Annotated in this window: 13 protein-coding genes and 1 tRNA gene; 10 read left to right on the forward strand and 4 right to left on the reverse strand. The window is 60.2% G+C overall.

The annotated features are described in order from the left end of the window. Position 1: 1 nt before the first annotated feature. Together pgaC and pgaD are read left to right on the forward strand one after the other, a co-directional pair. Positions 2-1,357: a poly-beta-1,6-N-acetyl-D-glucosamine synthase gene (gene pgaC / locus PMI36_RS24320; protein ID WP_008068585.1), complete on the forward strand. Its 1,356-nt coding sequence runs from the start codon at positions 2-4 to the stop codon at positions 1,355-1,357. Beyond that, on the forward strand, positions 1,354-1,881 hold the full coding sequence (gene pgaD / locus PMI36_RS24315; protein WP_008068586.1) for a poly-beta-1,6-N-acetyl-D-glucosamine biosynthesis protein PgaD: 528 nt from the start codon (positions 1,354-1,356) through the stop codon (positions 1,879-1,881). Before pgaC ends, pgaD begins: the two co-directional genes overlap by 4 nt. A gap of 136 nt (positions 1,882-2,017) precedes the next feature. Here pgaD and PMI36_RS24310 read toward each other — a convergent pair whose 3' ends face one another. Beyond that, positions 2,018-3,547, reverse strand: a complete 1,530-nt coding sequence (locus PMI36_RS24310) for an apoptosis inducing factor family protein (protein WP_008068590.1) — start codon at positions 3,545-3,547, stop codon at positions 2,018-2,020. A 138-nt stretch (positions 3,548-3,685) separates the two neighbouring features. On the opposite strand from PMI36_RS24310, the gene PMI36_RS24305 reads away from it, so the two are divergent. The 5 genes from PMI36_RS24305 (at position 3,686) to PMI36_RS24285 (ending at position 7,594) form a co-directional block, all read left to right on the forward strand. Then, entirely contained in the window at positions 3,686-4,246 is a 561-nt protein-coding gene (locus PMI36_RS24305) for a YbhB/YbcL family Raf kinase inhibitor-like protein (protein WP_008068591.1), read from the forward strand. Between the two features lie 86 nt (positions 4,247-4,332). Then, on the forward strand, positions 4,333-6,069 hold the full coding sequence (locus PMI36_RS24300; protein WP_008068592.1) for a vWA domain-containing protein: 1,737 nt from the start codon (positions 4,333-4,335) through the stop codon (positions 6,067-6,069). A 17-nt stretch (positions 6,070-6,086) separates the two neighbouring features. Then, positions 6,087-6,668 (forward strand): RNA polymerase sigma factor, encoded by a 582-nt coding sequence (locus PMI36_RS24295; RefSeq protein WP_008068593.1) that lies wholly within the window; start codon positions 6,087-6,089, stop codon positions 6,666-6,668. Further along, a complete protein-coding gene (locus PMI36_RS24290; RefSeq protein WP_008068594.1) occupies positions 6,665-7,303 on the forward strand; it encodes a hypothetical protein in 639 nt (212 codons plus the stop codon). Before PMI36_RS24295 ends, PMI36_RS24290 begins: the two co-directional genes overlap by 4 nt. A gap of 21 nt (positions 7,304-7,324) precedes the next feature. Next, positions 7,325-7,594, forward strand: a complete 270-nt coding sequence (locus tag PMI36_RS24285; protein WP_238543564.1) for a hypothetical protein — start codon at positions 7,325-7,327, stop codon at positions 7,592-7,594. A 147-nt stretch (positions 7,595-7,741) separates the two neighbouring features. On the opposite strand, the gene PMI36_RS24280 is transcribed toward PMI36_RS24285, so the two are convergent. Further along, a tRNA-Arg gene (locus tag PMI36_RS24280) sits at positions 7,742-7,818 on the reverse strand. A 347-nt stretch (positions 7,819-8,165) separates the two neighbouring features. Here PMI36_RS24280 and gabD point away from each other — a divergent pair. The 3 genes from gabD (at position 8,166) to PMI36_RS24265 (ending at position 12,429) form a co-directional block, all read left to right on the forward strand. Further along, positions 8,166-9,608 (forward strand): NADP-dependent succinate-semialdehyde dehydrogenase, encoded by a 1,443-nt coding sequence (gene gabD / locus PMI36_RS24275; protein WP_008068633.1) that lies wholly within the window; start codon positions 8,166-8,168, stop codon positions 9,606-9,608. A gap of 180 nt (positions 9,609-9,788) precedes the next feature. After that, positions 9,789-11,066: a 4-aminobutyrate--2-oxoglutarate transaminase gene (gene gabT / locus PMI36_RS24270; protein ID WP_008068635.1), complete on the forward strand. Its 1,278-nt coding sequence runs from the start codon at positions 9,789-9,791 to the stop codon at positions 11,064-11,066. A 148-nt stretch (positions 11,067-11,214) separates the two neighbouring features. Continuing rightward, entirely contained in the window at positions 11,215-12,429 is a 1,215-nt protein-coding gene (locus tag PMI36_RS24265) for a response regulator (RefSeq protein ID WP_008068636.1), read from the forward strand. Positions 12,430-12,554: 125 nt separating this feature from the next. Here PMI36_RS24265 and PMI36_RS24260 read toward each other — a convergent pair whose 3' ends face one another. Together PMI36_RS24260 and desA are read right to left on the reverse strand one after the other, a co-directional pair. Then, positions 12,555-13,544 carry a GGDEF domain-containing protein gene (locus PMI36_RS24260; RefSeq protein WP_032830126.1) on the reverse strand — a complete coding sequence of 330 codons (990 nt, stop codon included), beginning with the start codon at positions 13,542-13,544 and terminating at the stop codon, positions 12,555-12,557. Between the two features lie 238 nt (positions 13,545-13,782). Further along, positions 13,783-14,964, reverse strand: coding sequence for a delta-9 fatty acid desaturase DesA (gene desA / locus PMI36_RS24255; RefSeq protein ID WP_008068638.1), 1,182 nt, complete (start codon positions 14,962-14,964; stop codon positions 13,783-13,785). Between the last annotated feature and the right edge of the window lie 24 nt (positions 14,965-14,988).

Below are 14,988 nucleotides of genomic sequence, written 5' to 3' on the forward strand. Positions count from 1 at the left end.
CATGCTGGACAGACTTTTAGCCCTGCTGGTTCTGGCGATCGTCCTTGGGGTTCCCCTCGGGCTGATCTTTCTGCTCACCGGGCAATTCCTGATGGACTTCGTGTTCTTTTATCCACTGTTCATGTCGGGACTGTGGATCGCCGGCGGCCTGTATTTCTGGCTGCATTGGGAGCGGCACTGGCCGTGGCAGGACGATACTTTGCCGCCAGCGCTGGCCGGCGAACCGCTGATCTCGATCCTGATCCCTTGCTACAACGAAGGCGACAACGCGGCCGATACCATCCATGCGGCGCTGGCCCAGCATTACCCGAACATCGAAGTGATCGCGATCAACGACGGCTCCAAGGACAACACCGCCGCGGTGCTCGATGCACTGGCGGCGCAGGATCCGCGTCTGCGGGTGCTGCACCTGGCGGAGAATCAGGGCAAGGCCGTGGCCCTGCGCATGGGCGCCATTGCGGCGCGCAGCGAGTATCTGGTGTGCATCGACGGCGACGCATTGCTGGCGCCGAACACCGCGGCGTATCTGGTGGCGCCGATGCTCGACAATGCGCGCCTCGGCGCCGTGACCGGCAACCCGCGAATCCGCACCCGTTCGACCTTGATCGGCCGCGTACAGGTCGGCGAGTTCTCGTCGATCATCGGCCTGATCAAGCGCACCCAACGGGTGTTCGGGCGGATCTTTACCGTCTCCGGGGTGATCGTCGCTTTCCGTCGCACGGCGCTGAACCGGGTCGGCTACTGGAGCCCGGACATGATCACCGAAGACATCGACATCAGTTGGAAGTTGCAACTGGATCACTGGAGCATTTTCTACGAGCCCCGCGCGTTGTGCTGGATCCTCATGCCGGAAACCCTCGGCGGCCTGTGGAAACAGCGTCTGCGTTGGGCCCAGGGCGGCGCCGAGGTGCTGTTCAAAAACATCCGTGGCATCTGGCAATACCGCCATCGTTACCTCTGGCCGCTGCTGTTCGAATACTGCCTCTCCACCGGCTGGGCCTTCACCTTTCTGCTGTCGGTGATTTTCTGGGGCGTCGGCAAATTCATCGAGATGCCGCCCGCCATTGCCGTTGATCACCTGATGCCACCGGCCTTTACCGGACTGCTGTTGGCAGTGGTCTGTCTGGTGCAATTCGCGGTCAGCATCCTGATCGATCGCCGTTACGAAAAGGGCCTCGGCAAGACCATGTTCTGGGTGGTCTGGTATCCGCTGGTGTTCTGGCTCATCAGCCTGCTTACCACCCTGGTCAGCTTCCCGAAAGTGCTGTTCGGTCAACATCAGAAGCGCGCGCGTTGGGTCAGTCCGGACCGGGGCATCAAGCCGCTGAATGACGATGAAGAGGAAGTCATCAAATGAAAATCATCAGAACCCGGCAGCGGCCCTTTCTGGTCGTGATCGATGTCTTTTTAACCGTGCTGGCCTGGGTCGGTCTGCTGTATTTACTGGTTCGGGGTTTGTGGCCGTTGGTCGATACCCATGACGGCCCGCGCATCGATGCGTCGTTTTTCGACGCCCTCGGCACGTTGCAGATTTACCTGTGGGTGGCGTTGTTGAACGCGGTGATCCTGATCACATGGGCGCGTTATCAACAGCGCAAAAGCAAGAGCTTCGCCCAGCGCCGTTTGCCGGCGCCGGTGGTGGATGATCAGGGGCTCAGCAAAAGCTTCAAGCTGACCGGCGACCGATTGGCGAAACTGCGCACGCCGGGCTCGATGACCATTCATAACGATCAGGATGGCGATGTCAGTCATGTCGTTACGCACTTCTTCCCGGTCGCCCCGGCTGACCTACCGCCGCCTTTGGCGCCGCTTGAGCATCCGCTGGTGATCCGCCTGTCAGCCGAAGATGACGATAACCGAGAGCCAATGAGCCACGTCTGAGCCCAGTGCATTGGCCGGCTCTATGTAGGAGCTGCCGAAGGCTGCGATCTTTTGATTTTCAGCGGTTTTGAAAATGCCAAAGATCAAAAGATCGCAGCCTGCGGCAGCTCCTACGGGGGAATGCGGAAGATGTCGGTCAGCCAACATCCCGAATCAGCCTCCACGCCTCATCCACCGACAACGGCTGTTTCATCCGTTCAGCGAGCATCGCCATCGCCCGCTCTTCATCGCAGGCCACGGCCGCCGCCACAACACCGTTCTTGCCGAACAGGCCGATAAACGGTGGATGGTCAGGATCGCCTTTGAACTCAACCTCGTCCCAGGCCTGGGCGTGACCGAGGTAGTCGTAGTTTTTGCCGAAGTGCCAGGTCCAGAAATACGGCACGTCGAGGTAGCGTTCGTCGCCGCCGAGCATGTTCGCCGCCGCAATCCGCGCCTGTTGCTGGGCCAGGCGCCAGTGCTCGATCCTTTTCGGCTGGCCGTTGAGCGGGAAGGTCGCAATGTCGCCGACGGCCCAGATCCCGTCGGTCACGCGCATCCCACCGTCGACCTTCAACGACAGATCCTTTTCTTTGGGCAAATCGGCAAACGGGGCCGTTGCCGGAGTGACGCCAATGCCGACCAGCACCAGATCCGCCGGCAAGCGCAGACCATTGTCCAGCAGCACTGCTTCGACTTTGCCTGCGCCTTCGATCCGGGCCGCTTCGCCATTGGTATGAAACACCACGCCGTTGGCCTCGTGCAGGGCACGAATCGCTTTGCCGACGGCATCGCCGAAGTGCGCCTCGAACGGGATGGCATGGCGGGCCAGAACGGTGACATCCAGGCCGTACTGACGCAGGGATGAAGCGGATTCCAGAGCAATGAAACTGTCGCCAACGATCACTGCCCGTTGACCGGGTTTTGCGCTCGTCAGAATCCGCTGCGCCTGGGCCTTCGAGCGCAGCACGAATACCTGCGGCAGGTCGGCGCCAGGTAGCGACAGGGTTTTGGGTATGCCGCCGGTGGCGATCACGGCGGCGTCATAGCTCAACGATTGACCATCGGCCAGGCGCAGAGTCCGGTTCGCTGCATCCAGGCCCATCACATCACTGTTTATCCGCTCAATGCGCTGTTCTTGATAAAAGTTTTCATCGCGCAGAGGTGGCACTTCGTCCGGCGGCATCTCGCCTGCAATCACGAATTTGCTCAACACCGTACGGTCGTAGCCGGCCTCGGGCTCACGGTCGATCAGCAATACCCGGCCGCCGAAGCCTTTCTCCCGTAGCGCTGCGGCACAAGCCGTACCGGCGGCACCGGCGCCGATAATGACAAAGGTCCGCTTATCATCAGCCGGCGGTGTGCTCGCGGTGGGCATTGGCTGGTCATCGACCCAGACCTCATCGTCGCGGATTTCAAGCGGGTAGCGTCGCAGACTGTCCAGGGACGGCGGCTCGCATAACGCGCCGTCTTCGAGCCGGTACGCTGCCTTGTGCCACGGGCAGATCAGCCGCCCCTCACACAGCGCACCTTTGGCCAAGGGAGCCCCGGCGTGCGGGCATTTACCCTGATAGGCGCGCAATTGATCGCCGAGCCGCAGCAAGACGATTTTCGTCTTATCGATCCGGACTTCAAGGCCACGGTCTTGGGGTACATCGGCGAAACGGGCGACGCGATGCAGGGCCATGATCGATCTCCTGGCAAGTGTTTCACTTAGGAGTTTGGCGCTTATTCCCAGGTTCAGCCAATTCTGCTGCCAGCGCACGAACGGTCCGGCTATAGTTTGCCAGCCGACGACGGCCTCACCCGCACAAGGTGCTCCGGTATGACCCGATTGACTTTTTTGACCCCTTGGCTGGCGGCCGTTGCAGTCGCCCTTTGCGTGCAGTTTCCGGCGCAGGCCCAGGAGCGTTTCACCCTCAGCATTCCCGGTGTTTCGGACAATCGTCTGTTCACATCGGCGGCGGCCAGCGATGCCAGCGGTTGCGGCGGCAAGAACCAGTCCCCGGCCCTGAGCTGGAACGCCGGCCCCCAGGGCACCCTCAGCTACGCCATCGTCATGCACGACCCGGACGGCCAGAAAGGCCTGGGCGTCGATCACTGGATTCATTACGGCATCAAGGCCACGACACGGCAGATCCCGGCCGGTGTCGGTGCCAAATCTGCCCTCGAAGGCGTGGGCGGCACCAACATCAAAGGCACCACCGGTTACATTGGCCCTTGCCCGCCCATTGGCGACAGCTCCCATCACTACATCATTCAGCTTTACGCCCTGGACCTGGCGCCAGACGCCTTGCCTGCCGGTCTGACCCGCGCGCAACTGATGGAACAAATCAAAGGCCATGTTCTGAAAAACAGCAGCGTGGTGCGGCGATATCACCGCTGAAGATTTTTTCCGGCGATTAACCCGAACCTGCCGGGCTGTCCGTCTCAGAGGATGAATGAGTCAATTTCCTCCTGAGGTCAGCCCCCATGTCCCTCCCTCTGCATTTCCTCCGCCCGGCCGCCCAGGGTTTCGCCGCCGGGTTGTTGCTGGCCGTTGCCGGTTGCGGCGCGTCATCCACGCCAGACTCTGAGACGAACAGCCCGGCAGCGGTTGCGCCACCGATTCAAGAGGCGCCGAAAACTGAAGCGTTGGTGCGCCGCGAAGCAGACATGGCGGACACCTCGATGGCCAAGCGCAGCGCGCGACCGGCACCGTTAGTCGCTTTCGCGCCCATGCCGGCCGGTGAGGCTTATCCACAGGGCTATCGGGATGAGCAGCGGGAGCAATATCAGGCGTTGGCCGATAACCCGATTCACAGCGTGACCGAAGCACCGGTCTCGACCTTCAGTGCCGATGTCGACACCGGCGCCTACGCCAATGTCCGGCGCTTGCTCAATCAGGGGCGCTTGCCTCCCGAAGGGGCGGTGCGGCTGGAAGAAATGGTCAATTACTTCCCCTACGACTACGCCTTGCCCACCGATGGCTCGCCGTTCGGCGTGACCACCGAGCTGGCGCCGTCGCCATGGAACCCGCATACCCGATTGCTGCGCATCGGCATCAAGGCATCCGATCGCGCGGTGGCGCAACTGGCTCCGGCGAACCTGGTGTTTCTGGTGGACGTGTCCGGCTCCATGGACCGTCGCGAAGGTTTGCCGCTGGTCAAAAGCACCCTGAAATTGCTGGTCGATCAATTGCGCGAGCAGGACCGGGTTTCACTGGTGGTCTATGCCGGAGAGACTCGCGTCGTCCTGGAGCCAACTTCCGGACGGGAAAAAGCAAAAATTCGTATCGCCATCGATCAATTGACTGCGGGCGGCTCGACCGCCGGCGCGTCGGGTATCGAACTGGCTTATCAAATGGCGCAACAGGCGTTTATCCCCAAAGGCATCAACCGCATCCTGCTGGCCACCGATGGTGACTTCAACGTCGGCATCAGCGACTTCGACAGCCTCAAGCAAATGGCTGTGGATAAACGCAAGACCGGCGTGTCCCTGACCACCCTGGGTTTTGGTGTGGATAACTACAATGAACACCTGATGGAACAACTGGCCGACGCTGGTGACGGCAACTACGCCTACATCGACAACCTGCGCGAGGCGCGCAAAGTGCTGGTGGATCAGCTCGGTTCGACTTTGGCGGTGGTGGCAAAAAACGTGAAGCTGCAAGTGGAGTTCAACCCGGCGCAGGTCAGCGAATATCGGCTGTTGGGTTATGAAAATCGCGCCTTGAAGCGTGAGGATTTCAGCAACGACAAAATCGATGCCGGAGAAATCGGTGCAGGACATACGGTGACCGCGTTGTATGAAATTGTGCCCAAGGGCGAGAAGGGCTGGCTGGAACCGTTGCGCTATGGCAATGCTGCGGCCGATGTTTCCGCAAAAACCGGAGAATTGGCGATGCTGCGAGTGCGTTATCAGTTGCCGGAAGGTGGGAACAGTCGCTTGATCGAGCGGCCAATCCTGAAGGGTGAGGCCGGCAAACTCTCGGCCGCCAGCGATGACCTGCGCTTTGCCGCCGCCGTCGCTGCCTTTTCCCAGCAGCTCAAGGACGGGCGCTACACCGGCGATTTCAGCCTGAAAGACACCGAAGCCCTGGCCCGTGGCGCACGAGGTGACGATCAGTTCGGCCTGCGCAGTGAGTTCGTGCAGTTGGTGGAGTTGGCGCAGAGCCTGCGAACCCCGACGGCTTCGAATCAACAGCCCAATGACAACCGGATAGAGTGAAAGAGGCCAGCACTGACATGTCCGATCCTGTAATCAGCTCAGCCGCCGGCAGCGACGAATCGCTGCTGGCGCGCTACCGCTCGGGCGACGGGCCGGCGTTCGAAGTTTTGTACGCCCGCCATCGCCAGGGCCTTTATCGATTCCTCCTCGGCCTCAGCGGCAAGCCCGAACTGGCCGAAGAGGTGTACCAGGAAACCTGGCTGAGTCTGATCCGCAGCACCAGTCAGCCACAAGGTCGGGCGAACTTTCGTACCTGGCTCTACCAGATTGCCCGCAACCGACTGATCGATCACTGGCGCAAACACGGAATCCACAACCCCTTGCACGACAGCTATGACGAGCAAACCCATGCACTGATCGATGACGCGGCCGACCCCGAACAACTGCTAAGCCTGAGCCGCGACGGTCAACGCCTCGAAGCCGCCCTGCAAACCCTGCCCGCCGACCAGCGCGAAGTGTTCCTGCTGCGCGCCCACGGCGACCTCGACCTGCCGCAGATCGCCACCCTTACCGAAACCCCGCTGGAAACCGTAAAAAGCCGCTTGCGCTACGCCCAGCAAAAACTGCGTCGGCTGCTGGCCGAGGAGGTACTGACATGACTGACGCCCGACAAACACCGCCATCGCCCGACGATGAAGTGCTCAAGCATTTTCGCGATCACAGCAGCGGCGAACCACCGGCGCATCTCGACGCCTTCATCCTCGCAACGGCCCATCGCGAAGCCCCCGCGCCGAAGCCGAACCTGTGGCAACGCTGGGTGCAGGCCTGCCAGAAACCCCGCTGGCAAGTGGCATTCGCCAGCCTCGTCGGCGTCGCGCTGATGCTGGCACTGGTGCAACGCACGCCGGAACAACTGCCGAGCTATGACTTCGCGCCTGCGCCCAAAGCCTCCGCACCGCTCTCCAAACAGGAAGCCGCTGAAGCGAATGAACCCGCTGCTCGCGCCCAGGCTGCACCAGCCGGCGCCATGTCCGCGCCCGCACCGGCTGCGCCAATGGCGGAGTTTTCTGCGCCGTTGCAGCGCGAGTCGATCAATAGCCAAATGGCTGACGAAGCCAAAGTCAGCAAACGCGCAGCCGCGCCGGCCAAGTCATTGGATGATCAATTACGTGAAGTGATACGCCTGCAAGACGCCGGTCAAACCCAAGCCGCCGAGGCGCTGATGACGACACTGCACAAGCGCTTCCCCAAGGAAAACCTCACGGCCCGACTCAAGGATTTGCAGAAGAAATGAGGTGAACAGCGGTCGGCAAATTTGGCATCGACACCCGAAAGCGCGCACTATCAGCCCATAGCCGATGCGTTGGAGGATGCCGTGGCCCAAAAAATCGACCGCATCGCCCAAATGCTCAACTGCCCGGTGAAGGGTGAGGAACTGCGGCGAGCAGTGACTGAGAGTCGTAAGGAATTTCTGCTGGCGAAGCAGGAAGAGGAAGCGCTTGAGGAAGACGTCCTTGATGATGAGTTGATCGAGGACGAAGAAGACGATGATGAGTACGACGAGTTTGACTGGACGACAGAATGAAAAAACCGCTTTGGCGGTTTTTTGATCAATGGCAGTTGTTCGATTAAACCGAACAACTGCATCCCTTCAGCAAGTCGCCTTGGGGCATGAAGAAAGCCCACAAAAAAGCCCCAGACCCTAAGATCTGAGGCTTTCTCACTCTACATATGGTGCACCAGGCGGGATTCGAACCCACGACCCCTGCCTTCGGAGGGCAGTACTCTATCCAGCTGAGCTACTGGTGCGATGCGGGCGCCATGATACTCATATGCACTGCGGGCGTCCATGCTGCTGAATCGTCTGCCTTTTTCAAAAGCGTAACCTACGATTGCTACGCTGATCAGAAAAAATAGGCAAATGCGGCGTTTTCGTTCTTTTTTTCGAACAGCCTATTGTCCTTTACCCCCTTTGATCCTAGGATTCGTTTGAGATTTCAAACGCTCTTGTCTGGGTGCTGAACCGCACGAGTTCGATCAGTGCGCTATTTATGTGCTTCAGCCCGGTGAATGATTTCCCTGACGGCAGCCTATAAGGCGCCTTTCTACAATCATAATTCGCTCCGCCTCGCGCGGTGCTGTTAAGGAAAGCCGACATGCAGCTTAAAGACACCCAGTTGTTCCGCCAGCAAGCCTTTATCGATGGCGCTTGGGTCGATGCGGACAACGGTCAGACGATCAAGGTCAATAACCCGGCAACGGGCGAAATTCTGGGCACTGTGCCGAAAATGGGCGCTGCCGAAACCCGCCGTGCGATTGAAGCCGCTGATAAAGCGCTGCCGGCCTGGCGTGGGCTGACCGCCAAGGAGCGCGCGAACAAGCTGCGTCGCTGGTTCGAACTGATCATCGAGAACCAGGATGATTTGGCTCGCCTGATGACTCTGGAGCAGGGCAAGCCATTGGCTGAAGCCAAGGGCGAGATCGTTTATGCCGCTTCCTTTATCGAGTGGTTTGCCGAAGAGGCCAAGCGCGTCTACGGTGACGTGATTCCGGGCCACCAGCCAGACAAGCGCCTGATCGTGATCAAGCAGCCGATCGGCGTGACCGCTGCGATTACTCCGTGGAACTTCCCGGCCGCGATGATCACCCGTAAAGCCGGCCCGGCCCTGGCCGCTGGTTGCACCATGGTGCTCAAGCCGGCTTCGCAAACCCCGTTCTCGGCATTCGCGCTGGCTGAACTGGCTCAACGTGCCGGTATTCCGAACGGCGTGTTCAGTGTGGTGACCGGCAGCGCCGGCGATATCGGCAGCGAGCTGACCGGCAACCCGATCGTGCGCAAACTGTCGTTCACCGGTTCGACCGAAATCGGTCGTCAGTTGATGACCGAGTGCGCCAAGGACATCAAGAAAGTTTCGCTGGAACTGGGCGGTAACGCGCCGTTCATCGTGTTCGACGACGCGGACCTGGATAAGGCCGTCGAAGGCGCGATCATTTCCAAGTACCGCAACAACGGCCAGACCTGCGTTTGCGCCAACCGCCTGTACATTCAGGATTCGGTCTACGACGCGTTCGCCGAAAAACTGAAAGTGGCCGTGGCCAAACTCAAGATCGGCAACGGTCTGGAAGACGGCACCACCACTGGCCCGCTGATCGATGAGAAAGCCGTGGCCAAGGTTCAAGAGCACATTGCTGACGCCGTCGGCAAAGGCGCTACCGTGTTGGCGGGTGGTAAGAGCATGCAAGGCAACTTCTTCGAGCCGACCATTCTGACCAACGTGCCGAACAACGCTGCCGTGGCCAAGGAAGAAACCTTCGGTCCATTGGCGCCACTGTTCCGCTTCAAAGACGAAGCGGATGTGATCGCGATGTCCAACGACACCGAGTTCGGTCTGGCCTCGTACTTCTATGCTCGTGACCTGGGCCGTGTGTTCCGTGTGGCTGAAGCCCTGGAATACGGCATGGTCGGCGTCAACACCGGGTTGATCTCCAACGAAGTCGCACCGTTCGGCGGCATCAAGGCGTCGGGCCTGGGCCGTGAAGGCTCCAAGTACGGCATCGAAGATTACCTGGAAATCAAATACCTCTGCCTGGGCATCTAAGGCAAGGCATTGCTTCAAGCGCAAAGGGCACGAGAGCGCTGTCCCTTTGCGACGCTTCAAACGGAATTTTCTCTGTGGCCGGGAAAGCTGTGGCAGTCGATCATCGCATGCTGCCGTAGTTGCCTCCCCGCCGCACTTTCCTTGAACCACGCCGCCCGATGAGCGGTGAATGAGGACACTATGAGCAAGACTAACGCATCCCTGATGAAACGCCGCGAAGCTGCTGTACCGCGCGGTGTTGGCCAGATTCACCCGATCTTCGCCGAGTCCGCGAAGAACGCCACCGTGACCGACGTTGAAGGTCGCGAGTTCATCGACTTCGCCGGCGGCATCGCTGTGCTGAACACCGGTCACGTGCACCCGAAAATCATCGCCGCCGTTACCGAACAGCTGAACAAGCTGACCCACACCTGCTTCCAGGTACTGGCCTACGAGCCGTACGTGGAAGTGTGCGAAAAAATCAACGCCAAGGTGCCGGGTGATTTCGCCAAGAAAACCCTGCTGGTGACCACCGGCTCCGAAGCCGTGGAAAACTCGATCAAGATCGCCCGCGCCGCCACTGGCCGTGCTGGCGTAATCGCGTTCACCGGGGCTTACCACGGTCGCACCATGATGACCCTGGGCCTGACCGGTAAAGTCGTGCCTTACTCGGCCGGCATGGGCCTGATGCCAGGCGGCATCTTCCGCGCGCTGTACCCGAACGAACTGCACGGTGTGAGCATCGACGATTCGATCGCCAGCATCGAGCGCATCTTCAAGAACGACGCTGAGCCGCGTGACATCGCTGCCATCATCATCGAGCCAGTTCAGGGCGAAGGCGGTTTCTACGTCGCGCCTAAAGAGTTCATGAAGCGTCTGCGCGCCCTGTGCGACCAGCACGGCATTCTGTTGATCGCTGACGAAGTACAGACCGGCGCTGGCCGTACCGGCACCTTCTTCGCCATGGAACAGATGGGTGTTGCTGCTGACCTGACCACCTTCGCCAAATCCATCGCTGGCGGTTTCCCGCTGGCCGGTGTGTGCGGCAAGGCCGAATACATGGACGCTATCGCTCCAGGCGGCCTGGGCGGTACTTACGCCGGTAGCCCGATCGCTTGCGCCGCGGCCCTGGCCGTGATGGAAGTGTTCGAAGAAGAGCACCTGCTGGACCGTTGCAAAGCGGTTGGCGAGCGTCTGGTGACTGGCCTCAAAGCCATCCAGGCCAAATACCCGGTCATCGGCGAAGTGCGTGCCCTGGGCGCAATGATCGCGGTCGAGCTGTTCGTCGACGGCGACAGCCACAAGCCGAACGCTGCTGCAGTGGCATCGGTTGTGGCCAAGGCGCGTGATAAGGGCCTGATCCTGCTGTCGTGCGGCACCTACGGCAACGTTCTGCGCGTACTGGTACCGCTGACCTCGCCGGACGAGCAACTGGACAAAGGTCTGGCGATCATCGAAGAGTGCTTCGCCGAGCTGTGATCCGAGTGCTCTGATTCATTTGTGATCTGATCGACAAAAAACCCGCCTCGGCGGGTTTTTTTATGGTGCTTGAAACACATCAGGGCAATTGAGCTGTATCGAATGGCCATCATTGACTAAGGTGCAAGCATTGCCGTTGGAGTGTGCGATGACTGCTGTGGTTTTACCTGCTATACCGCGTGTGCTGATTGCCGAGGCGGACCCTTGGTCTCGCGATCTGCTCAAGCAGGTGTTGTTGAATGTGCGCTGCGACGCGCGGCTGGACCTGTGTGCCGATGGCCAGGAGACCTTGCAGCTGTTGGCGGAAAATCCTTATGACCTGGTAATCGTCGACTGGGAGTTGCCTGGCGTCGATGGCCTGAACGTTCTGCGCAGTGTCCGGCAGCGTAAGCGTAATCCGCCGCTGCCCTTCATTCTGATGAGCAGCCGTAACGACAGCGCCAGCGTGCGCGAAGTCTTGCCCCTGGCGCCCACGGCGTACCTGACCAAACCCTTGAACATCGAAAGCCTGACCCAGCGCCTGCAGGATTTGTTGCTGAACGCCGGCGAAGAGGTGTCCTGTGAGGCGCCTTCATTGGCGCCAGGCATGACCTTGTCGGTGTACCTGGAGCGACGTCGCGAACTGGCGGAGGGTGCGCCGTTGATGACCGATGTGCAGGTGGCGATCAAACGTAGCCTCAACCCCGATGGCCTCGATCTGACGCGGCTGGAAGACGAAATCCGCACTGATCCGCAAATTACCGCTGTCCTGATCGCCGCCGCCAACAGCGCAGCCCAGCATCATGGCGTCGCTGTGCAAACCCTGGCCCAGGCGCTGCAACGCTTGGGCACCGGGCAAAGCATGAACCTGATTCTGGGGCTCGCTCTCAAACGCAGTGCCCGGCTCAGTGATCCGCAGCTGGCGGACTATGCCGAGCGTTATTGGGAGTTGTCGCTGCACACCGCCGAATACGCCCGGACACTGGCGCGTTTGCTGGATCTGGATCAGGCGCGCTGTTATTGCGCAGGCATGCTGCATTGCCTCGGCGACCTGGCGTTGCTGCGTTGTTTGCAGGAGTGGAAGCAGGCCGGCGGTGAGCTGGATGAATGGCAAGAAGTCGGCGATGTATTGGCCGAATTCGGCGCGGCCTATGGTTCGGCGCTACGGACCCGCTGGCGGCTGCCCTTGGAGCTGCGGGAGCTGATTGCGGCGGTTTACCAACTCGGTGGCGGGGTTTACTCCCGTGAAGCGCTGGTGATGAACATGGCCGCGCAACTGGCGCGCCTGACCGAGCATGAGGGGATCGAGGCGCTGGCCAAGAGCCGCACAGCGCGGTTGCTCAAGATCGGATTGCCGGAATTGATGCGTTTGCGCAAAAAATAAGCTCAACCCAGACCCTTGTGGGAGCGGGCTTGCTCGCGAAGAGGGTGTGTCAGCCACATTGATATTGACTGACACACCCTCTTCGCGAGCAAGCCCGCTCCCACATTTGGTCCGTGTCAGGTCTGTCAGCCAGAAATGATGCGGTTCTTGCCCTGGCGCTTGGCCTGGTACATCGCCGCATCGGCGCGGGCGAACAGCCTGTCGATGCTTTCATCCTCGTATGTAAGGCTGCTCAGGCCCTGGCTGACGGTGATGCCGAAGGTCTGGTTGTCATGGCTGAAGCTTAACCGCTGAATTTCCCGTTGCAGACGCTCGGCCACTTGCATGGCCATGTCCGGTGCACAGCCGGGAAACACCGCCGCGAATTCCTCACCGCCGATCCGTCCGAACAGATCACCACGCCGCAGGGCCGCGCGACCGCTCTCGGCGATGCGTTGCAGCACCTTATCGCCCTCCTGATGGCCGTAGGTGTCATTGACCACTTTGAAGTCATCGATGTCCAGCAGCAGGAACGCCATCGGCGCACCGTTCAACCGCGCCTGCTCGAATTCGCGATGGGCGCATTCGAAGAAGTGTCGGCGATTGCTGCTTTGGGTCAACACGTCGGTGCTGGCCAGATGTTGCAGCTCGGCTTCCATCTGCTTTTTTTCGGTGATGTCTTCGGCAATGCCGACGATGATCACCGGTTGACCCGGCTCGGCCTGACGGTTGATGAAACACTTGTCGCTGAGCCAGCGCACCTGGCCGTCGGCAGCGATGATGCGGTACTCGCGGTCTTCAACGGCGCCTTTGACCAGCACTTGCGCCAGGCTACGCTCGGCGTAGTCCAGATCGTCGGGATAGACGCTGTCGCGCCAGTGGTTGTAGTCGGACAGCAACAGACCGGCGGGGCGGCCGAAAATCCGTTCATAGGCCGGGCTGACGTAAAGCACCTGACGGGTTTCCCAGTTGAATGCCCAAAGCACGGCGTTGACGCTGACCAGCAGCGAGCTGAACAGCTGTTCGCGTTCGCTCAGGCGTGCCACTTCACCCTGGGCATGCATCAGCGCCATCAGGGTTTGCGCGGCCTCGGGCCACTGTGGAAGGGATGTGTCTTGTAGGCTTTTATTAACCATCGGCACAAATCTCAAAGGGCGTGCCGCTATGTCGACAGCGGCCAAAAACAGAGCCCGCCTGGATGGCGAAGTGTCTTTGAGATAGGGGATTTGGAGCGAAGTTCCCGGTATTTGTGGTGATGGGGGAGGAGGCCGCTGGGCGGTACTGGCGATGCGTTTGTAGGAGCTGTCGCAGGCTGCGATCTTTTGATCTGCTCTTTCAAATCAAAAGATCGCAGCCTGCGGCAGCTCCTACAGGTCAGGTGGCAGGGCGCAGGGAGTAGGTTTTCAACTGGCCGGCGAAGTCACGCAGGGATTGAATCCCGCTGGCCTCGGCCTCGTGTACCCAATCCTTGATGGCGGCCAGCATGTCGTGACCATTTGAGCTGGTCTTGACCCAGATCTGTTGCAAGGCCAGGCGTTTCTCGTAAATTACCTTCAGCGCCTGGCTGTGCTCGAGCATGGTCTGGATGCGCATATGGTGCTTGTCGTCCAGCAGGCTGGTTTCCCGCGACAGCAAGCGCTTGGCCCGGTGGAACTGATGACGGACCGAGTGATCGACCTTTTCCAGCTCTTGCTTGACCAGCGGCGCGATCACCAGCTTGCGGTATTGAGCCATGATCTGGAAGCGGTTGTTGAGGATCGCCATGGCAGTGTCCATGTCCAGGCTGCCTTTGCCTTCAACGCGGTGGGCGATCGGCGCAACCCGCTGGACCTTGGCCAGACGCAGGAAGCTGAAAACCTGGATCCAGGCCCAGCCGAGGTCGAATTCCCATTTCTTCACCGACAGTTTGGCTGAGTTAGGGTAGGTGTGATGGTTGTTATGCAGTTCTTCGCCGCCGATCAGGATGCCCCAAGGCACCAGATTGGTCGCCGCATCGCGGCATTCGAAGTTGCGGTAGCCGATGGCATGGCCCAGGCCATTGACCACGCCTGCGGCCCACACCGGGATCCACATCATCTGGATGGCCCAGATGGTGATGCCGATGGTGCCGAACAGCAGCAGGTCGATGACGCCCATGATCGCCACGCCCAACAGCGGGAAGCGGCTGTAGAGGTTGCGTTCGATCCAGTCTTCGGGGCAGTTCTTGCCGTAGATGCGCAGGGTTTCGGGGTTTTCCGCTTCGGCGCGGTACAGCTCGGCGCCTTTGCGCAGAACGGTGGACAACCCCTTGATGACCGGGCTGTGCGGGTCATCGACGGTTTCGCATTTGGCGTGGTGTTTGCGGTGGATGGCGGTCCACTCACGGGTGTTCTGCGCCGTGGTCAACCACAGCCAGAAGCGGAAAAAATGTTTCAGGCCGGCATTGAGCTCAAGCGAGCGATGGGCTGAATAGCGATGCAGATAAACCGTGACGCCGACGATCGTCACGTGGGTCATCAGTAGGGTGACTGCCACCAGTGACCAGGGCGATAAGCCAAGAAAACCTTCGTACCACATAGCCTATAGGACCCTCGATAAAGA

Source organism: Pseudomonas sp. GM79 (assembly GCF_000282495.1).
Lineage (GTDB): Bacteria > Pseudomonadota > Gammaproteobacteria > Pseudomonadales > Pseudomonadaceae > Aquipseudomonas.